At 64.4% G+C, this 24,079-nt stretch carries 25 protein-coding genes; 16 read left to right on the top strand and 9 right to left on the bottom strand.

Going from position 1 to position 24,079, the window contains the following annotated elements; all coding sequences use genetic code 11:
- Positions 1-268: 268 nt before the first annotated feature.
- The 9 genes from ACEN42_RS34595 to ACEN42_RS34555 all read left to right on the top strand — a co-directional run bounded on the left by ACEN42_RS34595 (position 269) and on the right by ACEN42_RS34555 (position 9,175).
- Positions 269-997, top strand: a complete 729-nt coding sequence (locus ACEN42_RS34595; protein WP_371883109.1) for a FadR/GntR family transcriptional regulator — start codon at positions 269-271, stop codon at positions 995-997.
- Positions 998-1,072: 75 nt separating this feature from the next.
- Positions 1,073-2,557, top strand: coding sequence for a PAS domain-containing sensor histidine kinase (locus ACEN42_RS34590; protein ID WP_371883108.1), 1,485 nt, complete (start codon positions 1,073-1,075; stop codon positions 2,555-2,557).
- The gene (locus tag ACEN42_RS34585) at positions 2,542-3,924 is read left to right on the top strand and encodes a sigma-54-dependent transcriptional regulator (RefSeq protein WP_371883107.1); all 1,383 of its coding nucleotides are present in this window, start codon (positions 2,542-2,544) and stop codon (positions 3,922-3,924) included. The genes ACEN42_RS34590 and ACEN42_RS34585 overlap by 16 nt, the downstream gene beginning before the upstream one ends.
- Before the next feature lie 138 nt (positions 3,925-4,062).
- A complete protein-coding gene (locus ACEN42_RS34580) occupies positions 4,063-4,854 on the top strand; it encodes a hypothetical protein (RefSeq protein ID WP_371883106.1) in 792 nt (263 codons plus the stop codon).
- 51 nt (positions 4,855-4,905) lie between these two features.
- Positions 4,906-5,466 carry a hypothetical protein gene (locus ACEN42_RS34575; RefSeq protein WP_371883105.1) on the top strand — a complete coding sequence of 187 codons (561 nt, stop codon included), beginning with the start codon at positions 4,906-4,908 and terminating at the stop codon, positions 5,464-5,466.
- Between the two features lie 80 nt (positions 5,467-5,546).
- Positions 5,547-6,791 carry an MFS transporter gene (locus ACEN42_RS34570; RefSeq protein ID WP_371883104.1) on the top strand — a complete coding sequence of 415 codons (1,245 nt, stop codon included), beginning with the start codon at positions 5,547-5,549 and terminating at the stop codon, positions 6,789-6,791.
- Between the two features lie 7 nt (positions 6,792-6,798).
- Positions 6,799-8,052, top strand: a complete 1,254-nt coding sequence (locus ACEN42_RS34565; RefSeq protein WP_371883103.1) for an arsenic transporter — start codon at positions 6,799-6,801, stop codon at positions 8,050-8,052.
- Between the two features lie 22 nt (positions 8,053-8,074).
- Positions 8,075-8,521 (top strand): DMT family transporter, encoded by a 447-nt coding sequence (locus tag ACEN42_RS34560; protein ID WP_187603274.1) that lies wholly within the window; start codon positions 8,075-8,077, stop codon positions 8,519-8,521.
- Between the two features lie 6 nt (positions 8,522-8,527).
- Positions 8,528-9,175, top strand: a complete 648-nt coding sequence (locus ACEN42_RS34555; protein ID WP_371883102.1) for a CHASE3 domain-containing protein — start codon at positions 8,528-8,530, stop codon at positions 9,173-9,175.
- A 7-nt stretch (positions 9,176-9,182) separates the two neighbouring features.
- Here the strand turns inward: ACEN42_RS34555 and ACEN42_RS34550 are convergent, their stop codons facing one another.
- The 6 genes from ACEN42_RS34550 to ACEN42_RS34525 all read right to left on the bottom strand — a co-directional run bounded on the left by ACEN42_RS34550 (position 9,183) and on the right by ACEN42_RS34525 (position 15,970).
- Positions 9,183-10,811: an FGGY-family carbohydrate kinase gene (locus tag ACEN42_RS34550; RefSeq protein ID WP_371883101.1), complete on the bottom strand. Its 1,629-nt coding sequence runs from the start codon at positions 10,809-10,811 to the stop codon at positions 9,183-9,185.
- Between the two features lie 63 nt (positions 10,812-10,874).
- Positions 10,875-11,603, bottom strand: a complete 729-nt coding sequence (locus ACEN42_RS34545) for an SDR family oxidoreductase (protein WP_035498318.1) — start codon at positions 11,601-11,603, stop codon at positions 10,875-10,877.
- A 25-nt stretch (positions 11,604-11,628) separates the two neighbouring features.
- Positions 11,629-12,912, bottom strand: a complete 1,284-nt coding sequence (locus ACEN42_RS34540; protein ID WP_238213073.1) for a sugar ABC transporter permease — start codon at positions 12,910-12,912, stop codon at positions 11,629-11,631.
- Positions 12,913-12,939: 27 nt separating this feature from the next.
- Positions 12,940-13,743 (bottom strand): ATP-binding cassette domain-containing protein, encoded by an 804-nt coding sequence (locus tag ACEN42_RS34535; protein WP_035498315.1) that lies wholly within the window; start codon positions 13,741-13,743, stop codon positions 12,940-12,942.
- Positions 13,744-13,805: 62 nt separating this feature from the next.
- Positions 13,806-14,864: a sugar ABC transporter substrate-binding protein gene (locus ACEN42_RS34530; RefSeq protein WP_371883100.1), complete on the bottom strand. Its 1,059-nt coding sequence runs from the start codon at positions 14,862-14,864 to the stop codon at positions 13,806-13,808.
- A 134-nt stretch (positions 14,865-14,998) separates the two neighbouring features.
- Positions 14,999-15,970 (bottom strand): AraC family transcriptional regulator, encoded by a 972-nt coding sequence (locus tag ACEN42_RS34525; protein WP_371883099.1) that lies wholly within the window; start codon positions 15,968-15,970, stop codon positions 14,999-15,001.
- A gap of 245 nt (positions 15,971-16,215) precedes the next feature.
- Between ACEN42_RS34525 and ACEN42_RS34520 the strand changes: the two genes are divergently transcribed.
- Both ACEN42_RS34520 and ACEN42_RS34515 read left to right on the top strand, forming a co-directional pair.
- Positions 16,216-16,425, top strand: coding sequence for a hypothetical protein (locus tag ACEN42_RS34520; protein WP_371883098.1), 210 nt, complete (start codon positions 16,216-16,218; stop codon positions 16,423-16,425).
- A gap of 91 nt (positions 16,426-16,516) precedes the next feature.
- Positions 16,517-16,912, top strand: coding sequence for a hypothetical protein (locus tag ACEN42_RS34515; RefSeq protein ID WP_035498308.1), 396 nt, complete (start codon positions 16,517-16,519; stop codon positions 16,910-16,912).
- Between the two features lie 11 nt (positions 16,913-16,923).
- On the opposite strand, the gene ACEN42_RS34510 is transcribed toward ACEN42_RS34515, so the two are convergent.
- Complete coding sequence (locus tag ACEN42_RS34510; protein ID WP_309885362.1) at positions 16,924-17,871, bottom strand: GlxA family transcriptional regulator; 948 nt, start codon at positions 17,869-17,871, stop codon at positions 16,924-16,926.
- A 175-nt stretch (positions 17,872-18,046) separates the two neighbouring features.
- On the opposite strand from ACEN42_RS34510, the gene ACEN42_RS34505 reads away from it, so the two are divergent.
- Both ACEN42_RS34505 and ACEN42_RS34500 read left to right on the top strand, forming a co-directional pair.
- On the top strand, positions 18,047-18,856 hold the full coding sequence (locus ACEN42_RS34505) for an SDR family NAD(P)-dependent oxidoreductase (protein WP_371883097.1): 810 nt from the start codon (positions 18,047-18,049) through the stop codon (positions 18,854-18,856).
- Between the two features lie 23 nt (positions 18,857-18,879).
- Positions 18,880-19,746 carry a type 1 glutamine amidotransferase domain-containing protein gene (locus ACEN42_RS34500; protein WP_371883096.1) on the top strand — a complete coding sequence of 289 codons (867 nt, stop codon included), beginning with the start codon at positions 18,880-18,882 and terminating at the stop codon, positions 19,744-19,746.
- Between the two features lie 87 nt (positions 19,747-19,833).
- Here the strand turns inward: ACEN42_RS34500 and ACEN42_RS34495 are convergent, their stop codons facing one another.
- Positions 19,834-20,937, bottom strand: coding sequence for a LacI family DNA-binding transcriptional regulator (locus tag ACEN42_RS34495; RefSeq protein ID WP_371883095.1), 1,104 nt, complete (start codon positions 20,935-20,937; stop codon positions 19,834-19,836).
- Positions 20,938-21,065: 128 nt separating this feature from the next.
- Here ACEN42_RS34495 and hisD point away from each other — a divergent pair, with 128 nt between their 5' ends.
- On the top strand, positions 21,066-22,379 hold the full coding sequence (gene hisD / locus ACEN42_RS34490) for a histidinol dehydrogenase (RefSeq protein WP_371883094.1): 1,314 nt from the start codon (positions 21,066-21,068) through the stop codon (positions 22,377-22,379).
- Positions 22,380-22,399: 20 nt separating this feature from the next.
- Positions 22,400-22,837: an acyl-CoA thioesterase gene (locus ACEN42_RS34485; protein WP_371883093.1), complete on the top strand. Its 438-nt coding sequence runs from the start codon at positions 22,400-22,402 to the stop codon at positions 22,835-22,837.
- A gap of 32 nt (positions 22,838-22,869) precedes the next feature.
- Here the strand turns inward: ACEN42_RS34485 and ACEN42_RS34480 are convergent, their stop codons facing one another.
- Positions 22,870-23,301, bottom strand: coding sequence for a MarR family winged helix-turn-helix transcriptional regulator (locus tag ACEN42_RS34480; protein WP_187603289.1), 432 nt, complete (start codon positions 23,299-23,301; stop codon positions 22,870-22,872).
- A 332-nt stretch (positions 23,302-23,633) separates the two neighbouring features.
- Between ACEN42_RS34480 and ACEN42_RS34475 the strand changes: the two genes are divergently transcribed.
- Positions 23,634-24,005 carry a tautomerase family protein gene (locus ACEN42_RS34475; protein ID WP_187603290.1) on the top strand — a complete coding sequence of 124 codons (372 nt, stop codon included), beginning with the start codon at positions 23,634-23,636 and terminating at the stop codon, positions 24,003-24,005.
- The last annotated feature ends 74 nt before the right edge of the window (positions 24,006-24,079 follow it).

The following is a 24,079-nucleotide window of genomic DNA, read 5'->3' as shown; positions in this document are numbered from 1 at the left end:
GGACGCGATCGAACTGGCAGCAGGACCATTTTCAAAGGCGCCCCTCGAAGCGTCAGGAGGGGCACGCGCGTGCGCGTTCGCGTCTGACAGTACTGGCATACCAATCCACGCGCGATAGTGGTTTACGAGCGTGCGCCGTTCGGCTTGAAACGCTTGATGGGTAAGGCTGGCCCGCGATCGGCCGATGCTGCGTTGCACAGGGATTGGTGTACCATTTCGACCAGCTTCGAGCGCCGCCCGGCGTCCTTGACGATCTCGAGAGTTCCAGATGGCCGATCTTTCGCACACGCCAGCCGGCCGTCTCGCCAACACGGACGCGGGCGATCGTTCGTATGTCGGGCTGGCGAACCGTATCTACGACCTGATCGCGACCGGCGACATCGGGCCGCGCGCCCGCCTGCCTTCCGAACGCACGCTGGCCGAGCGTTTCGGCGTGAGCCGCACGCAGGTGAGGGAGGCGATCATCGCGCTGGAAGTGCAGGGCGTCGTCGAGGTCCGTGTCGGGTCGGGCATCTACGTGGCCGAAGCACCGGAGGCGCGCTCCGTGACGTTCAGGATGCCGCGCGGGCTGGGCCCGATCGAGACGCTGCGCGCCCGGGCGGTGATCGAAAGCGGGATCGCGGCGCTCGCCGCTATCGAACGCAAGGATGCGGACCTCGACCGGCTCTTCGCCGCGCTGCGCGCGATGCGCGAAAACATGCACGACAAGGCCGCCAACGAAGCCGCCGACCGCGATTTCCATCTGGCGATTGCACGCGCGACGGGAAACGAAGTGCTCCACTCGGTCGTGACCGCGATATGGGACAACTCCCGCGCCGATCCGTTGTGGAAAAAGATCGAGGAGCACTTCCACACGCCCGCGTTGCGCGAGGCTTCGCAGGACGACCATCAGCGCATCTTTTCGGCCATCATGGCGCGCGATGCGAGCGCCGCGCGCGGGGCGATGCAGGCGCATCTCACGCGCGTGGTCAGCGAGTTCACGCAGGCCTGGCGCTAGCAGGCGGCGACGTAACGGACCGTGGCGAGAGACTTGCTTCAATTCGCACCAACTCAATTGGCGCAGAGACTCTTCATGCCGCGACCGTCGTTCTCCACCCAGCTCTTCGCGCTCTGGATTCTCGTCGCCATCCTGTGCGGGCTGCTCACGGCGGCCGTGTGGCTCATCCTTTCGTCGGCGCTCGGCGAGCGTGTCACGACCGCGAAGCAACAGGCGGCTGCGGCCTGCACGGCGGTCGCATCGCGTTACGACCTGTCGATGCAGCGCCCCGGCGAAACCAACATCGATCTCATGCACGCGGTGCTCGATCTCGTGCTGATCCGCACCGATGGCATCGAAGGCGGCTTCTGGAACGACAAGACGGCGGCCGGTGCGCCCAACGGCTTTCTGGCCTATGCGTTTCCCACCTACGAAGGCAGCGGCGTGAAGCGCGATGTCCCCGAGGCCGAGACGCCGCTCATTCTGCGCACGCTCAGGAAAGCGGGCGGCGCGGGCCAGATGCAGGTCGATGTCGTATCGAGCGGCGCGGATGCCGTGGTCGCGGTAGCCTGTCCCGTGCCGCGCCACGCAGGCCTGCTGGCGTGGATGCTCACGCGCGCGCGCCCGCCGCTCGGACCCTACGGCGAGCGCGCCGCGACCATCCTGGCGGGCGTCCTCGCGATCATCGTCGTGCTGGCCTTGTTTCTGGCCGTGGCGCTCAGGCGCTGGCGGCGCAACCTCACGCGGCTGGAACAGGCGCTCGCGCCCGATGGCGGATTCGAGCAGGGCCGGCGACTCGAACGGCTCGGCGAGCGCGATCTGGACCAGATCGTCGATGCGCTCAATCGCTATGTCGAGCGCGCCGCGCGCCTCAAGCGCGAGGCGAACGCGCTGAGCACGCAACTGGCGCAGGCCGAACGATTCGGCGCGCTCGGCAAGATGGCGGCGCAGATCGCGCACGAGATCCGCAACCCCGCGGGCGCGATGCGTCTGAAGGCAGAAAACGCGCTCGCAGGCGACGGCGCGCGCCGCGAAGCTGCGCTGCGAACGATCATCGAGCAGGTGGGACGCATCGAGGCGGAGGTGACCAGTCTGCTCGCGCTCACGCAGCCGGTGACCGTGAACGCGCGCGCCGTCGATCTGCACGCGTGGCTCGGCGACATCGTTCATACGCATGAAGCGAGCGCCGAGAGCCGCGCGATATCGTTGCGCGCGGAGATCGAAACCGGCGCGATGCAGCCCGTCTTCGATCCGGCGCAAATGGCGCGCGCGCTCGACAACCTGATCGTGAACGCGCTGCGCCATGCGCCGCCGGGCGGCCACGTGACGGTGCGCGCGAAGGGCGCACAATGGACCGGGGGCGAACGGCTCAGGCTGGAAGTGACCGACGATGGTCCAGGCGTGAGCGCGGCCGAGCGCGAGCGCATTTTCGAGCCGTTTGTGACGGGCCGTCCCGATGGCTCCGGGCTTGGCCTCGCCGTCGTGCGCGAGATCGCGGCGGCACATGGCGGACGCGCTTACCTCGCGGAGGATTCGAACGTGACATGCTTCGTGATCGAGGTGCCATGGCGACCATACTGATCATCGACGACGACGACGCCTTTCGCGAAGGCCTCGTCGAAACCATCCAGGACCTCGGTCACACGACGCTCGAAGCGCGCTCGGGCGAAGCGGCGCTGGAGCACTTGCGCGAGCGCTGCGCGCCGGACTGCATCTTTCTCGACTTCCGTCTGCCGGGCGCGGACGGTCTCGCCGTGCTCGAATCGCTGCGCGGCATCGCGGGCCTGCAACATGTGCCGGTCGTGATGCTGACCGCGCATGCGACGAGCGACAACACCATCGGCGCGATGCGGCTCGGCGCGTTCGAGCACCTCACCAAACCCGTCGGCCGCGACGAGATCGCGGTGCTGCTCGCACGCATGCTCGCGGCGCATCCCGATGCGCCCGTCGCCGCGTCGCCTGCCTTCGCGGACGAAACGCCGTCGCGCGAGCCGCAACTGCTCGGCGTGAGCGACGCGATGCGCGATGTGCAAAAGCGTCTGGGCCGCGCGGCGGGCACGCACTCGACGGTCCTCATCACCGGCGAGACGGGCACCGGCAAGGAAGTGGCGGCGCATGTGCTGCATCGCGCTTCGGCGCGGGCGGGCGGGCCGTTCGTGGCGGTGAACTGCGCGGCGATTCCGGATGACCTGCTCGAAAGCGAGCTTTTCGGGCATGGCAAGGGCGCGTTCACCGGCGCGCATGCGGAGCGGCGCGGGCGCTTCGAGGAGGCGCACGGCGGCACGCTCTTTCTCGATGAAGTCGGCGACATGCCGCTCGCGATGCAGGCCAAGCTGCTGCGCGTGCTTCAGGAACGGCAGGTCACGCCGCTCGGCACGAACCGGCCCGTCGCCGTCGATGTGCGCGTCGTGGCGGCGACCCATCGCGATCTGCCGGCGATGGTCGCGGCGGGAACCTTCCGGCAGGATCTGTTGTATCGGCTGAACGTGATCCCGCTGCACTTGCCGCCCTTGCGTGAGCGGGTGGCGGATATCCTGCCGCTCGCGGAGCATTTTCTGTCGACGCTCGCGGCATCGCCCGATGCGGCTCACAAGCGGCTCTCCGCCGATGCGCAGCGCATGCTCGTCACGTTCAGCTGGCCCGGCAATGTGCGTGAACTGGCGAACGCGATGGAACGGGCGAGCGCGCTTGCGCCGGGCGCGCTGCTCACGCGCGAGGACTTCGCCTTCCTCTTCAACACGACCGCGAGTCCGAGTGACGCGATCCCTGCCAGCCTCGCCGAGCTTCCACTCAACGACGCACTCGCGCAGCTCGAACGCGCGCTGATCGTCCGCGCGCTCGCGCTCACCGACGGCAATCGCGCCGAGGCGGCGCGCAGGCTCGGCATCAGCCGTCAATCGCTCTATACGCGTCTGGCGAACCTCGGGATGTCCAGCTCCGACAGTTGAGTGTCAAGAGATCGGACACCCGGCGTCCGGTTCCCCGACACCGCCGCGCGCTTCGTCACGCCGATACCTTGAGCAGTGGGCTTTCGTTGGATGGCATAGCCCTTGCAGATCACTCCGCGTCAAGCGAAGGAGTGAATCATGCAATCGACATCGACCAAGGCAAGCCGCCGCAACACCGCCCGCATCGCAAGCGCGATGAGTCTCACCGCGCTGCTGGCGATCAGCGCGGGTTGCGTCGCCCAGACCCAGCCGCCCGTCGCGCCTGCGCCGCCCGTCGCGGCAGCGGGTATGCCACCGCCGCCGCCGCCCGGCGCCGCGCCTGTGCCGCCGCCGCCCGGCCCCGGTCCCGCGCCGCTCGCGGACCAAGGAACGGCGGTCACGACGCAAGCCACGGTGTCGCGTTTTCTCATCAACCCCGATGGCGATGTCGACGGCTTCCTGACCGGCGACGGCGCGCTCGTCCACTTCCCGCCGCACATGAGCGCACAGCTCACGTCGGCGATACATCCGGGCGACAGCGTGCAGATCGAAGGATGGCGCGATGCGGGCGGCAATCTCAAGGCGCAACGCATCACCGATGCGCGAAGCGGCCAGCAACTCACCGATCAGCCGCCGCTGCCTGGCGCGCAGCCGTTGCCGCGAGAGTTGCGCGGCGCGGGTCTTTCGCGCCTGAGCGCGCAGGGACAGGTGGCGCACGTCACCACCGCTCCGCGCGGCGAGCCTGACGGCGTGATTCTCGCGGATGGCACCGTGATCAAACTCACGCCGCCCGTCGCCCAGCAATTCCCCCGGCTCGTGCAGACGGGCGCGCGGGTATCGGCGCAAGGCTATGGCACGCGCAACCAGTACGGCACCGCGCTTCAGGCGACATCGTTCGGTGCGCCGGGCAACCTGACCCGGCTCTATGACCGCGCGCCGCCGAACCCATGAGCGCGTCGATGACCGACGCGCTTTCATCAACATCAAACGAGGATCAACGACATGCATTGGATCGACCCTGAGAGCCTTCCCGAAACGCGCGGCAAGGTGACGCGCTTTCTGCTGAACCCGCACGGCGAAATCGATGGAATCGTGCTCGGCGCGCGACAGGCGTTGCAGGTTCACTTTCCGCCTCACTTGTCGCGGCAGATCGCGCGGCAGGTCACGGTGGGCGACGAGGTTCGCGTGCGGGGCGTGAAGCCGCGCGGCGCGGACATGATCGCGGCGGTCTCGCTTGTGCCTAAGAACGGCAAGGTCATTCTCGACGAAGGCCCGCATCACGATGGCGAGAAACATCAGAAGCCGCACGTCGAACGCAAGCCGATGGAAGCGAGCGGCGAAGTGGTGCTGTCGCTCTTCGGGCCGAAGGGCGAACTGCGCGGCGCGTTGCTCGACGATGGCACGTCGCTGCGGATGCCGCCGCATGCCGCAGCCGAACTGACGGCGTATCTCGCGCCGGGCGCGCACGTTCAGGCGTGGGGGCACGGCATCCGCAACCGGCACGGGCGGACGATCGAAGTGGATGAGATCGCCGAACTGATCGACGCGCCGGTCGCCGCCTGACGCAACACGGGCGTGCAACGCGGGAGAGCGCGACATGCCGAGCTGGCCCAACAAGAACGGACGTCCCTGGTGAGCAGCCCATGAACCCTCTCTATGCGCTCGAAGGACTGAGCTTTTTCATGGCCGATGTGCAGGCGGGCATCGGTCCTTTCCTCGGCGTTTTTTTGCAGGCGCAGGGCTGGCATCCGGCATCGATCGGCACCGTGATGACGCTCGGCGGCATCGCCGGCATGCTCGCGACTTCCCCGGCGGGCGCGCTCGTCGATGCGACGCATCACAAGCGCGGCCTCATCGTGACGGCGGGCGTCATGACGACGCTCGCATCGCTCGTGCTGTGGGTGTCGCATGACTTCTGGATGGTCGCCGCCTCGCAGATTCTCACGGCGGTGACCGGCGCCGCGCTCGGTCCGGCGGTCGCGGGCGTGACGCTCGGCATCGTGCGCGAGCGCGGCTTCGACCGGCAGTTCGCGCGCAATCAGGTGGCCAATCACGCGGGCAATGTCGTGGCCGCGGCGCTTTCGGGATGGCTCGGCTGGCGCTTCGGATTCGGCGCGGTGTTCGCGCTCGCAAGCGTGTTCGGCGCGCTGACGGTTCTATCGACGCTGCTGATCCGCGCCGATTCGATCGATCACGACAGCGCGCGCGGCCTCGCCGCCTCATCGCCATCGTCTTCGTCTTCGGAGCATGAGCACGCGAGCGGCTTTCGCATGTTGCTCACGTGCAGGCCGCTGCTGTTGCTCGCCGCCGCGCTCGCGATGTTCCACCTCGGCAATGCAGCGATGCTGCCGCTCTATGGCCTCGCCGTCGTCGCCGCGCATCAGGGCGATCCGAGCGCGTTCACCGCGCAGACGATCGTCGTCGCGCAACTCGTGATGGTCGCCGCGGCGTTCTTCGCGAACCGGCTGATCCGGCGCACCGGCTACTGGGGCGTGATTCTGATCACGTTCCTTGCGCTGCCGTTGCGCGGTCTCGTCGCGGCGATGTTCATCAACGCATGGGGCGTGTGGCCCGTGCAGGCGCTCGACGGCATCGGCGCGGGGCTGCAAAGCGTGGCTGTTCCCGCGCTCGTGGTGCGTTTGCTGCAAGGCACCGGGCGCGTCAATGTCGGGCAGGGCGTGGTGATGACGGTGCAGGGCATCGGTGCCGCGCTCAGTCCCGCGCTGGGCGGCGCGCTCGCACAGCATTTCGGCTATGTGACCGCGTTTCTCGCGCTGGGCGCCGTGTCGACGGGCTCGCTCGTGCTCTGGCTCTCTTTCGGCACATCGCTCAAGAAAGCATGCGGCAGTTGCCGCGATTCCGCCAACGATCCTTCTCTCGCCACATGATCGCCACATGAATCCGATTTTTCTATCCTGGGGCATCGGGCTGGCTGCGACCGCCGGCGTCATCCTCCGTCCATTCAGATGGCCCGAGGCGATCTGGGCCGTCGCGGGCGCCTTGCTGCTCGTCGCGCTCGGCCTGCTTCCGGCGAATCTCGCGTGGCAAGCGGTCGGAAAGGGCACCGATGTGTACCTGTTCCTCATCGGCATGATGCTGCTCTCCGAACTCGGCAGGCGCGAAGGCCTGTTCGACTGGATCGCGGTCCTTGCCGTGAATCATGCGAAGGGTTCACCGCGCAGGCTCTTCTTGCTGGTGTATCTCGTCGGCGTCGTGGTGACGACTTTCCTTTCCAACGATGCCGCCGCCGTCGTGCTCACGCCCGCCGTGTTCGCCGCGGCGAAGAAGGCGCAGACGAAGCCGCTGCCGCTTCTGTATGTGTGCGCGTTCATCGCGAACGCGGCGAGCTTCGTGTTGCCGATATCGAATCCCGCCAATCTCGTGCTCTATGCGAATCACACGCCGGCGCTGGGATTATGGGTAGCGCGCTTCGCGTTGCCCTCGGTGCTGTCGATCGTCGCGACGTTTTTCATGCTGCGCTGGACGCAACGCGGCGAGCTCGTCGGCGCGTGCGCCTCCGATCTTCCCGTCGACAAGCTGAGCGCGAACGGGAAGGTGACGCTCGCGGGCATCGGCGTGACGGCGATCGCGTTGCTCACGGTTTCCGCCCTCGACATGCAACTGGGCTTGCCGACGGCCATCCTCGGCATTCTCACGGCGCTGGTCGTACTGGTGAAGGAGCGTCAATCGCCGGTCGAACTCGTCAGCGAGATTTCGTGGAGCGTGCTGCCGCTCGTCGCGGGCCTGTTCGTGCTCGTGGAGATGCTCGCGCACACGGGCGTCGTTGCGGCACTTTCGCATGTGCTCGCGAGCGTGGCGCAACAGAATCAATCGCTCGCGGCTGCGGTGTCGGGCGTCGTCGTCGCTTTGGGCAGCAATGCGATCAACAATCTGCCGGCCGGGCTCATCGCCAGCGCGACGGCGTTGCAGGCGCACAGTCCCGAGCGCGTGATCGACGCGTTGCTGATCGGCGTGGACCTCGGGCCGAATCTGTCGATCACCGGTTCGCTCGCGACCATTCTCTGGCTCTCGTCCATTCGGCGCGAGGGCGAGGAAGTGAGTTTCATGCAGTTCTTCAGGGTCGGCGTGGTCGTCATGCTGCCCGCGCTCGTGCTGGCGCTGGGTGCGCGGCTTCTGATCGCGCATTGAACGAAAACAACGGAGGAGAACGATGAGCCAGGTGTGGATTTTTCCGTTCATCATCGCGGGCGGCATCCTTCAGGCCGCGGGTGCGCCCATCAACGGCGTGCTGAAAGGCTCGCTCGTCAATCCGTGGCTCGCGTCGAGCATTTCGTTTCTGCTGGTGACGTTTCTCGCCGTCGCGTTGTTCTTCATCCAGCCGACCCCGCTGCCGACGCTCGACGATCTGCGCAGCATGAAATGGTGGGCGCCGCTCGGCGGCATCGTCGGGGCCGTGGCCGTGTTTGCCGGTCTGACGCTGGTGCAGAAAGTCGGTGTCGGCACGCTCAATGGCCTGACGATCTGCGCGAACCTCGTGGCGTCGGTCGCGATCGATCACTTCGGTTTGATCGGCGTGGCGGAGCATCCCATCAGCTGGTTGCGCTTGCTTGGCACCTTGTTGATGGTGGCCGGTGTCGCGCTCGTGATGCGCTTCTGAACGGCGATGAAACGCGAACGCGTACGGTGGCGTTTTCGCGAGTCGTTCGACTGGCGTGTCGTGCCGCTCACGGCGCTCGTGATCGTCGCTGCTGCGACGTCCTATGGCTATCACCGCATCCTGCTCGCGCAACGCGACTGGATCGAACACACGTATCGGGTGATGTCTACGCTTGAGACGACGCTCCAGTTGATGACCGATGCCGAGACCGGTCAGCGCGGCTACATTCTCACGGTCAACGAAGCGTATCTCAGGCCTTACTTGCAGGCGATCAGGGAAGTGCAGGCGGAACCGGCGAAGCTCAGGAAACTGGTTCACGACAGCCCGGCGCAGCTTGCGCGCGTCGATGCACTGGACCTCGCCTTGAAAGACAAGCTCGCCGAACTCGCACGGACGCTGAGTGTTCTGAAGGAGCAAGGGACAGCGCAGGCGCGCGACATGATACTGAGCGATGTCGGCCTCGAACGCATGGACCGGATTCGGATGCTGATTGCGCAGATGCGTCAGTCGGAAACCGAACTGCTGATCGAGCGCACCGATCGTGCAACACGAACCGAGCGCGCGATGCTCGTCGTGACGATCAGTCTTGCGATGCTCTCGATAGCAGCACGGCTCGGGCTGCATTTCGTGCGCGGCAATACAACGAGAACCTGAACTCGATCTAGCCCTCGCGAATCTCCCGCGCGCAAGCCTGCAAGCGGATGAATGCGCGATACCGCGCTTCGTGCAACTGCGCGAGGTCGCCGCTTGCCGGCGAGTAGGTCTCCTTGACGCGCGCCATGCCGCTCATCGCCGAGCGAACGTCGTCGAACAGGCCGCCCGCCACGGCGCCGAGCATCGCAGCGCCGAGCAGCACGGGCTCCTCGGCCTGCGTGGCCAGCACCGGCTTGCCGGTCGCATCGGCGAGCAGTTGCCGGACCAGATCGAGCCGGCCCGCGCCGCCGCTGATCATCACACGCTCGATCGGCGCGCCGGCCTGAGCTTGCGCTTCGATGATCTGACGCAGACCGTAACCGATGCTGCACACGCCGGCGACATACAGCGCGACCAGACTGTCGAGACCGGTTTCCATGCCGAGACCGGCGATGACCGCGCGCGCGTGCGGATCGGCGAAAGGCGCGCGGTTGCCGAGGAACTCGGGGACGATGTGCAGGCCGTCGGCGAGCTTCACCGCGTCGGACAGGCTTCCGGACGCCTGGGCCGCGAGCCCGGCCAGCATGCCCGGGAGCGATTCGCCGCGCTCTTGCGCGCGCCTCCCCGCATCGGCGGCGGCGGGATGCATCGCGAGCAGGCGCTCGATCGCGGCCCCGGCGACCGACTGACCGCCTTCGTTGAGCCATGCCTGCGGCACCATCGCCGAGAAATAGGGCCCCCAGACGCCGGGCACGAAGACCGGTTCCGCGGTCGTCGTCATCGTGCATGACGAGGTGCCGAACACATAGGCCAGGCAGGACTCCGGATTGCCTTGCGCGCCCACGGTGCCGATGCCGCCCGCATGGGCATCGATCACACCCGCGCCGACCGGCGTTCCGGCGATCAGGCCGAGTTCCGCGGCGGCACGTTCGGTGAGCCCGTTGCCGAGTCGCGTGCCCGGTTCGACCACCTGCCGACCGATGCGCGCGAAGTCCTCGTCCGCCAGCGCGCCGAGTCCGATGGTCCGGAAATAGCTGTCGTCCCAGCGCCGTTCATGCGCGAGATAGGTCCACTTGCATGTCACGGTGCAGACCGACCTCGACAGGTCGCCGGACGCGCGCCATGTCAGGAAGTCGGTGAGATCGAAGAACTGCCACGCGGCGTTAAAGGTTCGCGGGCGGTTTTCCAGAAGCCACAAGAGCTTCGGCGTCTCCATTTCCGGCGAGATTCTGCCGCCGACGAACTTCAGCACCGCGTGGTCCGTCGCGTTGATGCGCGCCGCCTGTTCGAGCGCGCGATGATCCATCCAGACCACGATGTCACGCCCGGCCACTTCCGACGGTCCCACGGGCAGCGACGCGCCGCCATCGCCCAGTACGACGAGCGAACAGGTTGCGTCGAAGCTGATTCCGGCGACGGACTCGGGCGCGATCGCCGCCTGCGCAAGCGCTTCCTTCACGGCATGGCAGACGGCGCTCCAGATTTCCCCGCTCGACTGCTCGACGATGGCGCCGCTCTCATGGAACAGCGTAATGTCCTTTTTCGCCGAGGCGGCCATATTGCCGGCGGCATCGAAAATTCCGGCGCGGGCGCTGCCGGTGCCCACGTCGACGCCGATGACATGGCGTGCGCCGGCGCTCGGGTTGCTTGCGTTCATCTCTCTGTCCGTGGTTGGAGTGGGGTCATGACGGCAAGGCTACATCGCCCGCCGGATGCGTGCTCACAGATCGACGCTGTTGGGCAGGATCACGAGATCGCGAATGGTCACGTTACGCGGACGCGTCAGCATGAAGAGCACCGCTTCGGCGACTTCTCGCGGCTGCATCAGACTGCCGGAGGCGAGCGCTTCCTCCATCTTGGCTTTCGGCCAGTCATCGAGCAGGGCGGTGACGACCGGGCCGGGCGCGACGGCGCCCACGCGCACGCCATGTTTCGCGACCTGACGCCGCGTGGTGTGCACGAACGCCTGCACGGCGAACTTGGATGCAGTGTAGATCGGTTCCCACACGACCGGCACGATGCCCGCGATCGAACTGGTGAACACGATATCGCCCGATTTCTGCGCGACCATATGCGGCAGGACGGCGTGCACCGAGCGGAACGCGGCGTTGATGTTCAGGTTCAGCATGCGATCCCATTCGTCCGGATTGCCGTCCACGATTTCGCCGCCGATATACGCGCCCGCGTTGGCGTGAAAGATGTCGAGGCCGCCGGCGAGATCGAGAATTTTCGGCAGCATCGCCGAGACTTCGGAGGGCTTGAGCAAATCCACGGACAGAGGCAGCGCATTCGCGCCCAGTTCCGCGCAGCAGGCCGCGAGCCGGTCCTGCGCGCGATCGATCAGCACGACCTTCGCGCCTTCTTCGATCAGGACGCGCGCGCACTCCAGGCCGATGCCCGACGCCGCGCCGGTGATGGCGGCCACTTTTCCCGCGATGGATACTGACATTGACGATTCTCCTGTTTGAGTCCGCTCAGGCGCGACCGTGCGATACGCGCGATTGCCGGGCGAGCGAATCGACGATCACCGCGATGGCCAGCACCGCGCCGGTGATCATGAAGCGCAACGAAGAAGACAGATTCAGCAGCGTGAGGCCGCTTGCAATCGACTGAATAACGATGATGCCGAGCACTGCCGAATATGCGCTGCCGCGGCCTCCGAACAGGCTCGTCCCGCCGATCACCGCCGCCGCGATGGCGTTCAGGTTGACGTCGCCGGTGCCGGCCTGCTGGCTCGCGGATGCGAGGCGGGCGGCGGTGAGAATGCCGCCGAGCGCGGCGAAACTCGCGCACAGCACGAAGGCGCTCGTGTAGATGCTCGCGACCTTGATGCCCGCGCGCCGCGCGGCCTCGCGGTTGCCGCCGACCGCGTTCATCGAGCGGCCCCAGCGCGTGCGCGTCAGCGCGTAGTCCATGAGCACGGTGAGGCCGAGGAAGACGCCGAACATCAGCGGCACGCCGCGCCCCGAGTTGAGATAGGCGACGACGATCTCCAGGAACACCGTGATCGCGACGGCGCGCGCCAGCAGGCCGCCCATCGAGGGCGCGGAAAGCCGCGCGGCCTGACGGCGTGCGCGTGTGCGCAGACCGAGCACGAGGATCGTCACGCCGGGCAGCAGGGCCAGCACATGCGAGACAAGCGCGGGGATGATCATCAATTGCCCGAAGTCCACCATCGTCGTGGAGTACGGCAGGTTGATGGAGCCGCTCGCGCCCAGCACATAGAGTTGCATCCCGAGAATCGCGAGCAGTCCCGCGAGCGTCGAGACGAAGCTCGGCATGCCGAGCCGGTTGAGCAGCAACGCGTACAGCGCGCCGATCGCGCCGCCCACCACGATTGCCGCGACACATGCGAGCAGCACGGGCCAGCCTTCATTGACCCACAGCGTGCCGACGAGCGCGGAGGCGAAGCCGCTCATCGACCCCACTGACAGGTCGATCTCGCCGACCAGCAGCACGCAGACGATGCCGAGCGAAATGACGCCGACCGTCGAACAATCGAACAACAGGTTCACGAGATTGTTCGCGGACAGAAAGACCGGGTTAAGACTCGTGAACACGGTCCAGATGATGATGAGACCCGCGATGACCGGCAGCGATCCGAGATCGCCGGAGCGCACGCGGTCGACGAACGCGGAGACGCTTTCACCGACGCCGCTCGCGTGCTTGACGCGGACGTCGCTGCGGTCGAGCAGGGTGGAAGGCTGGGGCGCGCTTTGCGTGTCGGGCGGCGCGCTGCCCGGAGTGTGCTTGCTCATGATCGATCCTTTACCCGATGTCCTGTTTCATGCGTCCTGTTGAGCCTGACGGCGTCCGGCGCGGCGCGATACGGCGTTCTCGGTCGCGCCGGTGATCGCGGCCACCAGCTCCGCGTTCGACGAATCGGGATAGAAGATGCCGTTGTTGCGGCCGAGCCGCAGCACCACGATGCGGTCCGCGACCGCGCGCACGTCCTCCATGTTGTGACTGATCATGATGACCGCGTGGCCGCGATCGCGGACGCGCTCGATCAGGTTCAGCACTTCGGCCGTCTGCGCGACGCCGAGCGCGGCCGTCGGCTCGTCGAGCATGATGAGTTTCGGGTCGAGCAGCAGCGAACGCGCGATGGCGACCGTCTGGCGCTGTCCGCCCGAAAGCGAGGCGACGACGTCGCGCACGCTCGGAATGCGCGCCGAGAGTTCGTTCAAGAGCGTCCAGGCGCGCACTTCCATCGACACTTCGTCGAGACGCATGGGAGCGAGCTCGCGCCCGAGATAGATGTTGGCGACGACATCCAGGTTCTCGCACAAGGCGAGGTCCTGGAAGACCGTCGCGATACCCAAGTCGAGCGCCGTGCCCGGATCCGACAGCGTGACTTCCTTGCCGCCGAAGGTGATCGTGCCTGCGCTCGGCTGATGCACGCCTGCGAGGATCTTGACGAGCGTCGATTTGCCCGCGCCGTTGTCGCCGACCAGCGCGACGACTTCGCCGGCGTGGACGTCGAGCTCGATGTCGGTGAGCGCCGACACCGCGCCGAAATGCTTCGAGACGCCGCGCAGGCTCAGCACCAGCTCGCCGCGCCCGGCGTGTGGAGTGGGGATTGCATTCATGATGTTCCTCTTCGGTGCGGCGGAGCCCGCAAGCAGCCGGGCTTCGCCGCTGTCAGTCCCGGTCAGTGCGTGATGCCGAGCTTCTTGCAGCCGTCCGCATAACGGTCCGTGCAAAGCTCTTTCGCGTTCGCGAAGCCCTTGTCCACCACTTCGGCCTTCAGGTTCTGCGCCGTGATGACCGAGGGCTTGAACAATTGCGTCGGCGTGTTGAAGAGCGAGGTCTCTCCCTTCGGCGCCTGTCCCGAGAGAAAGCCGACCGCCGCCTTCGCCGCCGCCGCCGCGACGATCTCGCTCGGCTTGAGGATCGTGTTGTACTGGTCGCCCGAGATGATGAGCTGCAGGCCGGCGATGGTCGCGTCGTTACCGGTCACGGGCGGCACGGGATTGACGCCGGCCGCCTTGAAGGCCGCGATGGTGCCGCCGGCCGTGCCGTCGTTGGCCGCCACCACGCCGACGATCTGCGAGCTGAAGCGCGTGATCTGCCCGCTGACCCATTGCTGGGCCTTGGGCGGCGCCCATTCCGGCGTGTCGTATTCCGCGAGGGTCTTGTAGCCGCCGCTTTGCAGACCGGTGTGAATGCCCTTCTTGATGAGACCCGCCGCCGCATCCGTGGGCGAGCCGTTGACTTCGAGCACGCCGCCCTTGCTGGTCGCGACGCCCGTCGCCTTGAGATGATCGACGAGCGACGTCGCGATCGCCTTGCCGATGCCTTCGTTATCGAAGGAAACGTAATAGTCCGCGGGCGTCGACGGCACGGGCCGGTCATAGGCGATGACCTTGATCCCCTGACTCTGCGCCATATGGACGAGCGACGCGGCAGCCGTGGAATCCACCGGATCGAGGACGATCACCTTCGCGCCTTGCGCAATCACGGAATTGAACTGCTGCTGCTGCGTCGCGACGGCCGCATTGGCGTTCTGATAGAGCACCTTGCAATCCGGACAAAGCTTCGCCATTTCGGCCTTGAAGCCGGGAAAGTCGTGTTGTTCATAGCGCGTCGAGGCCTGATCGGGCATCAGGAACGCAACCGTGCCGCTGGGCGCGGACAGCGCCGGCAGGCTGCACGACAGGCCGAGACTCAGCGCGCCCGCGCTGATCAGTTGGGTTGAGAGCTTTTTCATTGCATGTCTCCGAGTTCTTGGGATTTGAATGTCGTACTACTGTGGTTGGCCTGCCGCATGCGCATCTGAACAGCTTAGGTATCCTTTTCAAGAAGCCTGTTATCGGATGCCCGACGCAGACATTGCGCCGCACACTAGCCGGCGATTTCCGGCATTTCGACCTGTTCGATCGAATCAGCCGCGCTCGCGGCATTGAGCCATTGATAGGTGCGCCAGCGCGTCGGCGACATCTGCTTGAGCAACAGGAACTGGCGATTGAAATTCGAAAGATTATTGAAGCCGACCTGATAGCAGATATCGGTGACGCTCAACTCATCCGACATCAGCAACTGGCAGGCCAGGTTGATGCGCAACCGGTTCACGTACTGGACGAACGGCACGCCCGTATGGCGGCGGAAATACCGCGAGAAGGCGCTCGCGCTTTGTCCGGCGAGTTCCGCCAGTTCGGTCTCGCGCAACTCCTGCGAGAGATTCTTCCCGATGAACGAAAGCACGTGATTGATGCGGGTCTCGCCGTAACGGTCGGGGTCGGCGCGATAGGCGGCGCTCGCGAGCCTTCGCGGTTCCTCGCTCTGGGCAAGCAACTCGAACAACGCCGCCAGCAACCCGATGCGCCGCATGCCTTGCGCGCCGAGCATCTCGCGCATGATCGGTTCGGCGGCCGCGCCCGTCTCCTGTGTAAAGAGCAGGCCCCAGCGCGATGAATCGAGGAGCGACTCCATGCGCCTGAACTCCGGAAACGCCTCGGTCGCGCGCGTGACGAATCCGCTATCGAACTGGAGCACGAGGCAGCGTTCGGCGACGCGATCGCCGCCCGCAACGCTGCTGACCCAGTTGTGCGGCAGGTTCGATCCGACCATCACGAGATTGCCCGGCGCGAAATTGCCGATGTGATCGCCGACGAAGTATTTGCCCGTGGTCGCGGTGATGAGATGGATCTCGTACTCGGGATGAAAGTGCCACCGCACGGTGCGATAGGGATAGCCATGCGACCACACCTTGAACGACTCATCGCGCGGGACGGCGACCAGCTCCAGATCGGGCTCGGTCGCTTTGGCGCGACGGGCATCGTCGTTGCGCGCCATCGTCTCCCGGTTTGCTGTCATGCATCGTCTCCAAGGCTTTTTGTGCTTTTGCGCAGCGCGTCTCATCGCGTCTTGCCATGACTGAAAAGTAGCCCTTTCGGTGTCATCTCACCACTTAAAATAACACCCCGAACTGATACTTTCTTGCATCGGGGTTAGTCCTTAGCATGAGAAAGTCAACTTTTGTGCAAAGCAGCAGCATGCCAGGGGCGACGATGCGTCCGGCTATTTGGCGAGCCGCGCGTCAGCGACGCCGGACGATTCGCGTGGGCGCATGGACCACGACCTTCGCCGGCGAGCGCTGGACCCAGGTGACGATCGCCAGCGTCTATGCGCTCTCGAAGCTCACGCAGCTTTACGCCGACGTGATGGTGGAGCAGGCGTCATCGGGCGCGGTGGCGAACACGCTGGGCATCGGGCCATCGTCGTCGAACCGGCAAACGGTCGTGCTGGCGGGCATTCATCACCTGTTCTGAGCGTGTCGCGTGTCCGGAAATCCTTGCACATGCGACATTGGAACGGCGCTGCATCCGGTGAAAATTGAGGCTTTCGAGGAGTGTGACGACCATGCCCTACCTGCAACTGGACGTGAACGACCACTATTCAGTGGAAGACAAGCGGCGCCTCGCGCTGAAGATGAGCGAAACCTACGCGCGGATGATGTCGGTGGACATCAGGCGCATCAGCGTCGCGATTCGAGAGCTGGGCGAGGGAGGCGTCTGGCGGATTCCCGAACCCGGTGAGGAGCCAACGCCGGTCGCGGTGATGATGCTGGACATCCGAAAGGGCAGACCGCCCGAACTGCGTATGGACGTGGCCAAGGCGCTTTGCGCGCATTGCATCGAAATTCTCGGCTTGCGTGAAGACCGGCTCAACGTCGAATTCACCCAGCATTCCGGCGACGAGATGTATCACCCGGCGTTGGGTGGCTATAGCCCGGAATGGACGCCCGGGGAGCAGTAAAGCGAGCGACCCTAAAGCGCAAGCGGCGTGACGCCCGACGCCCGCTGAATGGTTTGCGGCGGCTGACCGAACGCACGCAGGAACGCCTGACGCATGCGTTCACGGTCACCGAAGCCCGTCTCTCTCGCGACCACCTCGATCGGATGACGCGTCGTTTCCATCATCAGGCGGGCGGCCTCGACGCGTAGCCGCTCGACTGCCTTGGCGGGCGATTGGCCCGTTTCCTCACGAAATACCCGGCTGAACTGGCGGGGGCTGAGCCGTGCCGCTTCGGCCAGCCGCTCGACCGACAAATCGCTCGCCAGGTTTTCACTCGCGTAGGTGAGCGCCATCTGCACGCGGTCCGAGCGTGCTCCCATCTCGAGCAGCGCCGAGAACTGCGACTGGCCGCCGCCGCGTCGCTGGTACAGCACGAGCTTGCGCGCGACCATGCGCGAGGTTTCCAGCCCGAAATCGCTTTCGACGATCGCGAGCGCGAGGTCCACGCCCGCGCTCATCCCCGCTGACGTCCACATCTGATCGTCGACCACGTAGATGCGGTCTTCTTCGAGCCGGATGTTCGGATACTGCGTCTGGAAGGCGCGCGCGTGGAACCAGTGCGTCGTGGCTCGCTTGCCTTCCAGCAGACCCGCGGCGGCCAGAACGAACGCTCCCGTGCAGATCGAAGCAATGCGCCGTGAGTGGCGCGGTGCCTGCCGAAGGTATTCGACAAGCGCTGCCGAAGGCAGGCGGCATTCGTTGTCGCCCGCGACGATGAGCGTGTCGTAACCCTCTTCGGCCAGCGGTTCGCTATGAACCGAAAACCCCTGCGACGACGCGACCGGTCCGCCGTGCTCGGACACGATGCTGAACTGGTACGACGTCTCGTCGCGCAGAAGGTTGGCGTATTCGAAGACGCTCGCCACGGCCAGCGCGAGCGACTGGAAATTCGGATAAACGAGAAGTCCGACGGTATGCATGATGTTCGGTGTTCGATGGCCTGATTCGTTGAAGTTAGCACAAAAGAGACAGCCGCAACGGCAAATCGATGGCCTGAATCATTGCATATATGGCATTGAGGTCGAGGGCAGTCGAGGTCAGAATTCGCTCCATGAACCAACACCCTGTTGGCTCAACCCACTCAAAGGAACGATCATGACTGCTTCTACGAAAGGTTTTGCACTGGTCACGGGCGCATCGGCCGGCATCGGCGCCATCTACGCGGACCGCCTCGCCCGGCGCGGCTTCGACCTGATTCTGGTGGCGCGCAACCAGTCCCGGCTGGATGCGCTGGCAGACCGCCTCACGAAAGAGACGGGCCGCTCGATCGAGACCGTCGCCGCGGATCTCAACGACAAGGCCGCGCTCGCGAAAATCGAAACCGTGCTTCGCGAAGACCCGCGCATCACGATGCTGGTGAACAACGCGGGAGTCGGTTCGGTTGCGTCGGTGCTCGACGGCGATGTCGACGCCATGGAATCGATGATCGACCTGAACATCACGGCGCTGACACGCCTCACCTATGCAGCCGCGCCCGCGTTCGTCGCGAAGGGTGCGGGCACCATCATCAACATCAGTTCGGTGGTCGGCATTGCGGTCGAACTGCTGAACGGGGTCTATAGCGCGTCGAAGTCCTATGTGCTGAGCTTCGGCCATGCGCTGCAGCGCGACCTCGCAGGCAAGGGCGTGCGCGTGCAGACCGTGCTGCCGGCCGCGACGGCAACGGAGTTCTGGGACGTGGCGGGTTACGCGAAGCAAAAGGAAGCGGCGAGCACGATGACCGCCGACGACCTCGTGGATGCCGCGCTCGCCGGGCTCGATCAGGGCGAACTGGTGACCATCCCGACGCTGCATGACGGCGACCAATGGACGAAGTGGGAAGCGGACCGTCGCGCGCTGACGCCCCGGTTCGCGAATGCCAAGGCTGCGCCGCGTTATGCGTCGAATGTCGAGACGGCCGAGTAACCCTGTTTTCAAAGAGAACCATCATGAACATCCTTAAATTCGGCGCGGCCGCGCTCGCGATGGCCACTGCCTTTGCGTTGCCGGCGAGCGCGTCGGCACAGTCACGCGGCAAGGTGCTTGTCGTGATGTCGAGTGCGCATGAACTCGAACTGCGCGATGGCAAGCGCTATGAAACGGGCTACTACCTGAACGAATTCGTCGTGCCGTATCGAAAGCTCGTCGAGGCGGGATACGAGCCGGTCATTGCGAATCCGAAAGGCGACATGCCGGTCATGGACGCCAATTCGAACAACAAGATGTTTTTCGGCGGCGATGACACAGCGCGCGCGGATGCACTCAAGTACGCGCAAGGCATCGCTCAACTGAAGCATCCGAAGACGCTTGCCTCGGTGGTCGCGGAGGGAACGGGCGGATATGTCGGGCTGTTCATTCCCGGCGGCCACGCGCCGATGGTGGATCTGCTCAAGGACCGCAATCTCGGCAAGATCCTCGTCAGCTTCCACGACAGTGGGCGTCCGACCGGAATCATCTGTCACGGGCCGATTGTGTTGCTGTCGGCGCTCCACGATCCGGACGCCTTCATCGCATCGATGATCGCCAATGACGGCAAGGCGAATTCGTTTGCAGCGGGCTGGCCGTATGCGGGTTATCGCCTGACCGTTTTCTCCACGGGCGAGGAACAACAACTCGAAGGCCCGAACGGACTCGGCGGCAATGTGCAGTTCTATCCGGTGAATGCGCTTGCGGAAGCGGGCGCGCATGTCGATACGGTCGCGAACTGGCATAGCAACGTGATCGTCGACCGTGAGCTGATCACGGGTCAGCAGCCGATGTCGGCGCCGGAATTCGGTGACGTGCTGGTGGCGAAGTTGAATGCGCACGCTCGCTGACGTCTGAGGCTGGGCACGCACGTGAACGGACTGGATTGCGTCGTTGATACCGCTCTCAAGCTGATACCGACGTTCCGAGTGATTCTTTCAGCTCATCGGCCCCGTTGTATCGCGACGAACCAGTTGGATGGGCAGGACATCGTGGACCGGTGCGCCCATCCCTCCGGCTCGAATGCGCTCGACGAGTCTGCGTGCGGCGGTGCGCGCCATGGCTTCGACGGGCTGTCGGATCGAGGTCAACCCGACCAGCGGCGATCCCGCAAGAGGCATGTCGTCGAAGCCGATGATCGAGAGTTGCTGGGGCACCGCGATGCTCTGCCTTTTGGCCGCTTCGAGCACACCGAGCGCGATCGTGTCGTTTCCGGCGACGATGCCCGTGACTCGGCTTTCCTCGCTCAGCATCGCGATGGCGCTGGAGTATCCCGCCTCGCTGGTGTAATCGCAATAGATCAACGGCACCGATGTCGGCGATATGCCCGCGCCCGCAAGCCACTGCAAGGCCCCTTTGACGCGGTCTCTGCTGGTCGACGTGTTTTGCGAGCCCATGATGAGCCCGACCCGTCGATGCCCCAGTTGATACAGATGCTCGACCGCGAGGGCGCCGGCGTGAACGTTGTCGACCTCGACCGTGTCGACCTTCACATCGTCCACGGACCGGACGACGAGCACCAGCGGAATGCCGCGTCTTTGCATCTCCGCCACCACGGGTGAGTCGAGCGTCGCGGTGGCGAAGATCATCCCGTCGAGATAGCCGTCAATCAAAGGTCGAAATGCCAGCAGATTGTCCGCGTCGTTCATCGAGTCGATCATCAAGGTGATCTGGTAATCGAACTCCTGCAGGGCGTCATGAAGATGCGTCAGCAACAAGGTCATGAACCGGTTATGCAGCGCGCCGACGACCACCCCGATCAGCTTCGTCGCCGACTTGCGCGTGGATCGACCCTGTGACGGCATTCGGTAGCCCAATTCGGCCGCAACTGCCTGCACGGCGCCACGGGTCTCGCTACTGATGGCGGGATGACCGGCCAATGACCGTGACACCGTGGACACCGATATGCCAAGACGCTCGGCAACATCTTCGAGCCGGACTTTCGAAGCCTTCGCGCGGATGCCTGTACGAGGTTTAGTTTGCATAAATTTGCATTGATGCGTTGTGATTGCGATACCGTAACTCCGCTTGAAATCGGCCATCTAGGGAAAGTATCGAGCATTTGCGCAAAATTTGCATAAAAATTTGCGCTACATTTTCATCAACGCAGCGAGCCTTCAAACATACGGCGCACGCTGCTTCCCGGTCACCCCGCAAAAAGGAAATGCAAATGGCAATCCGGTACTTGAAGCATGGTCGTAGCGCGGAAGAATCGTCGCAAGACGCCGCCAAGGTTCGTGACGTGGTCACGGGCATCCTCGGCGACGTTGCATCGCGCGGCGACGCAGCCGTCGCCGAACTCTCGGCGAAGTTCGACAACTGGTCGCCCGAAAGCTTCCGGCTGTCGGAAGACGAGATTGCGCGCTGTGTTCGCACGCTGTCGCCGGGCCAGCTCGACGACATCAGGTTCGCGCAGGCTCAGGTGCGCAACTTCGCCCAGGCACAACGCGAGTCGATTCGTGATGTCGAAATCGAAACGCTGCCGGGCGTGGTGCTGGGCCACAAGAACATGCCGGTCGACAGCGTGGCGTGTTACGTACCCGGCGGCAAGTTTCCGTTGGTTGCATCGGCACACATGGGCGTCGTGACGGCCAAGGTGGCGGGCGTTGCGCGCATCATCACCGCGTCGCCGCCGGTCGGTGGCAAGCCGAATCCCGCTGTGGTCGCGGCCATGCACCTCGGCGGCGCCGACGAGATCTACACGTTCGGCGGTGTTCAGGCCATTGCCGCGATGGCGCTCGGCACGCAGACAATCGACCCGGTTGCGATGGTGGTCGGACCGGGCAATGCCTATGTCGCGGAAGCGAAGCGTCAATTGTTCGGCCGCATCGGCATCGACCTGATCGCGGGGCCTTCCGAAACGCTGGTGATCGCCGACGACAGCGTCGATGCGGAACTGTGCGCGACCGACCTTCTGGGTCAGGCGGAGCACGGCTTCAACACGCCGGCCGTTCTTCTCACGAACTCGATGCAACTGGCGAAGGACACCATCGCCGAAGTCGAACGCCTGCTCGAAATTCTGCCGACCGCCAACACGGCAGGCGTCTCGTGGCGCGACTATGGCGAAGTGATCGTGGCGGATACGCTCGAAGAGATGGTTTCGGTGGCCGATCGCATCGCATCCGAGCACGTTCAGGTGATGACGCGTGACCCGGATTACTTCCTGAAGAACATGAAGAACTACGGTGCGCTCTTCCTCGGCGCCCGCACCAATGTCGCCTATGGCGATAAGGTCATCGGCACAAATCACACGCTGCCGACTGGTAAAGCTGCGCGTTACACCGGTGGTTTGTGGGTCGGCAAATTCATCAAGACCTGCACATATCAAAAGGTGCTGACGGATGAAGCGAGCGCGCTGATCGGCTCGTATTGCTCGCGGCTGTGCGCGATCGAAGGCATGATCGCGCACGGCGAGCAAGCCAACATCCGTGTGCGCCGCTTCGGCAATCGCGATGTGCCGTACGGCACGGCCGTTCCCGCGTAATTGCCGCTGAGGAGACGCTCATGACTCGGACCAGGCCGCGGCCTCGAAGCGACTTCCACTGGTTTTGTCAGGTGAACACCCAGTGGAAAGACATCGACATCTACGGGCACGTGAACAATGCCGTTCATTACACCTGGTTCGATACCGCGGTCAATGGATGGCTCATCGATCGCGGTCTTCTCGACCCGGTTCGCGGCGACGCTGTCGGGCTGGTCGTGCGCACGAGCTGCGAGTACTTCGACGAGGTCGTCTTTCCGGACCTCGTCACCTGCGGATTGTGCGTCAGCCGAGTGGGAACGACCAGCGTGACATACGAGATCAGCCTGTTCAGAAACGACCGCGATCGGTCGTTCGCGCATGGCACTTTCGTTCACGCCTACGTCGACCGTGTTACGCGAAGGCCTGTATCGCTGTCTGACGAATTGCGGCAAGCGGTCCATCAGATCCAGGAACCTTGAAAATGCACATCGACGACACGCGGCGGAGCAATCTACCGTTCACCGCCCACGTTCTGCAGCGTCTCGAGTGCCTCCAGGAGCACGTTCCTGGCCGGCCCCTTGAGGTACTTCCGGAGTTCCTTCTCGACCTGAGTCTGCGCCGCGCGCCAGTGCGGCTCGGCTTCTTTCAATACGCGGGTGCCGGCAGGGCTGAGCTTCGCCAGTTTGTAGCGCGCATCGTCGTCGCTGGAGACCTCGACCCATCCCGCATCGATGAGCAATTTGATGTTGCGCGAAATAGTAGTTTTGTCGAGCGACAACTCGGCTGCAATCTCGTTATAGGTTGCCGAGCCAAGTCGATCGAGGCCGCGAAGCAGGGTGTGCTGGGTGATTTTCAGGCCCACCGGGCGCAAAGCCTCGTCGTAAATGCTCGTCAGGGCATTCGCGGAGCGCCTGAACTGGGTGCAATAGCATTCGGTGAACATCGACGATCCCTTTTGAAAGAGTGATCAGTGTATATGCAACTATCGTAGCACTTCCTGACGAGAGACGGCACAGGCTTTCCGGAGAAAGAGGCCGGTACGGGTTCTCACTAGGTTGAAGAGGTATCGATTCTTACTAGACTGTTGCATATACATCGGTTGTAGATGCATCTGTCTAGATCGACACGGTCATAACGGTGCGGCGCGGCAAACATCGATTGCCGAGTGCATCGGCTTTCCTTGGACACGCTGCGCCCATATAGATGCATATGCAACAGACTGTCGGCGCCGTTCAAAGATTTATTCCCCAACCAGCTTCGAAGGAGTTACCGGAAATGCCCATCATCGTTTGCAACACGCGCGCCGGACTGGACGTCGACATCAAGCGCAAAATCGCCAAAGCGATCACCACCGCCGTGAACGAGACCATCAAGTCGCCGCTCGAAATCATCAGCGTGGTCTTCAATGACCTTGCGTCCGAAAGCAGTTACGTGGGCGGAGAACCGGGCGGCGACACGCTCATCATGTGCAATATTCGCGCGGGTCGATCGGACGATGCGAAGCTCACGCTGGTCAGAAAAGTGAGCGCCATTTTCAGCGACTATGCGGGCGTCCCGGAAGACCGTATCGAAACGGGCCTGCTCGAATACAACCCCAAGTTCATCATTCGCGGCGGCCAGCAGCTGCCTGATCCACCCTACGCGTGATCGACGGCACGGTAAGTGGACAATCGATAAGTTCTTACATTTTGCATTCCTATGCATCAGGAGACGGGCTTGAA

It is taken from the genome of Caballeronia sp. S22 (assembly GCF_964261745.1).
GTDB lineage: Bacteria > Pseudomonadota > Gammaproteobacteria > Burkholderiales > Burkholderiaceae > Caballeronia > Caballeronia jiangsuensis.
This window is presented reverse-complemented; position numbering and strand designations above follow the sequence as displayed.

Bases quoted from the DNA above. Each gene is read 5' to 3' on its own strand.
- ACEN42_RS34595 (WP_371883109.1), top strand. From the start codon at position 269: ATGGCCGATCTTTCGCACACGCCAGCCGGCCGTCTCGCCAACACGGAC.
- ACEN42_RS34590 (WP_371883108.1), top strand. From the start codon at position 1,073: ATGCCGCGACCGTCGTTCTCCACCCAGCTCTTCGCGCTCTGGATTCTC.
- ACEN42_RS34585 (WP_371883107.1), top strand. From the start codon at position 2,542: ATGGCGACCATACTGATCATCGACGACGACGACGCCTTTCGCGAAGGC.
- ACEN42_RS34580 (WP_371883106.1), top strand. From the start codon at position 4,063: ATGCAATCGACATCGACCAAGGCAAGCCGCCGCAACACCGCCCGCATC.
- ACEN42_RS34575 (WP_371883105.1), top strand. From the start codon at position 4,906: ATGCATTGGATCGACCCTGAGAGCCTTCCCGAAACGCGCGGCAAGGTG.
- ACEN42_RS34570 (WP_371883104.1), top strand. From the start codon at position 5,547: ATGAACCCTCTCTATGCGCTCGAAGGACTGAGCTTTTTCATGGCCGAT.
- ACEN42_RS34565 (WP_371883103.1), top strand. From the start codon at position 6,799: ATGAATCCGATTTTTCTATCCTGGGGCATCGGGCTGGCTGCGACCGCC.
- ACEN42_RS34560 (WP_187603274.1), top strand. From the start codon at position 8,075: ATGAGCCAGGTGTGGATTTTTCCGTTCATCATCGCGGGCGGCATCCTT.
- ACEN42_RS34555 (WP_371883102.1), top strand. From the start codon at position 8,528: ATGAAACGCGAACGCGTACGGTGGCGTTTTCGCGAGTCGTTCGACTGG.
- ACEN42_RS34550 (WP_371883101.1), bottom strand. From the start codon at position 10,811: ATGAACGCAAGCAACCCGAGCGCCGGCGCACGCCATGTCATCGGCGTC.
- ACEN42_RS34545 (WP_035498318.1), bottom strand. From the start codon at position 11,603: ATGTCAGTATCCATCGCGGGAAAAGTGGCCGCCATCACCGGCGCGGCG.
- ACEN42_RS34540 (WP_238213073.1), bottom strand. From the start codon at position 12,912: ATGAGCAAGCACACTCCGGGCAGCGCGCCGCCCGACACGCAAAGCGCG.
- ACEN42_RS34535 (WP_035498315.1), bottom strand. From the start codon at position 13,743: ATGAATGCAATCCCCACTCCACACGCCGGGCGCGGCGAGCTGGTGCTG.
- ACEN42_RS34530 (WP_371883100.1), bottom strand. From the start codon at position 14,864: ATGAAAAAGCTCTCAACCCAACTGATCAGCGCGGGCGCGCTGAGTCTC.
- ACEN42_RS34525 (WP_371883099.1), bottom strand. From the start codon at position 15,970: ATGACAGCAAACCGGGAGACGATGGCGCGCAACGACGATGCCCGTCGC.
- ACEN42_RS34515 (WP_035498308.1), top strand. From the start codon at position 16,517: ATGCCCTACCTGCAACTGGACGTGAACGACCACTATTCAGTGGAAGAC.
- ACEN42_RS34510 (WP_309885362.1), bottom strand. From the start codon at position 17,871: ATGCATACCGTCGGACTTCTCGTTTATCCGAATTTCCAGTCGCTCGCG.
- ACEN42_RS34505 (WP_371883097.1), top strand. From the start codon at position 18,047: ATGACTGCTTCTACGAAAGGTTTTGCACTGGTCACGGGCGCATCGGCC.
- ACEN42_RS34500 (WP_371883096.1), top strand. From the start codon at position 18,880: ATGAACATCCTTAAATTCGGCGCGGCCGCGCTCGCGATGGCCACTGCC.
- ACEN42_RS34495 (WP_371883095.1), bottom strand. From the start codon at position 20,937: ATGGCCGATTTCAAGCGGAGTTACGGTATCGCAATCACAACGCATCAA.
- hisD (WP_371883094.1), top strand. From the start codon at position 21,066: ATGGCAATCCGGTACTTGAAGCATGGTCGTAGCGCGGAAGAATCGTCG.
- ACEN42_RS34485 (WP_371883093.1), top strand. From the start codon at position 22,400: ATGACTCGGACCAGGCCGCGGCCTCGAAGCGACTTCCACTGGTTTTGT.
- ACEN42_RS34480 (WP_187603289.1), bottom strand. From the start codon at position 23,301: ATGTTCACCGAATGCTATTGCACCCAGTTCAGGCGCTCCGCGAATGCC.
- ACEN42_RS34475 (WP_187603290.1), top strand. From the start codon at position 23,634: ATGCCCATCATCGTTTGCAACACGCGCGCCGGACTGGACGTCGACATC.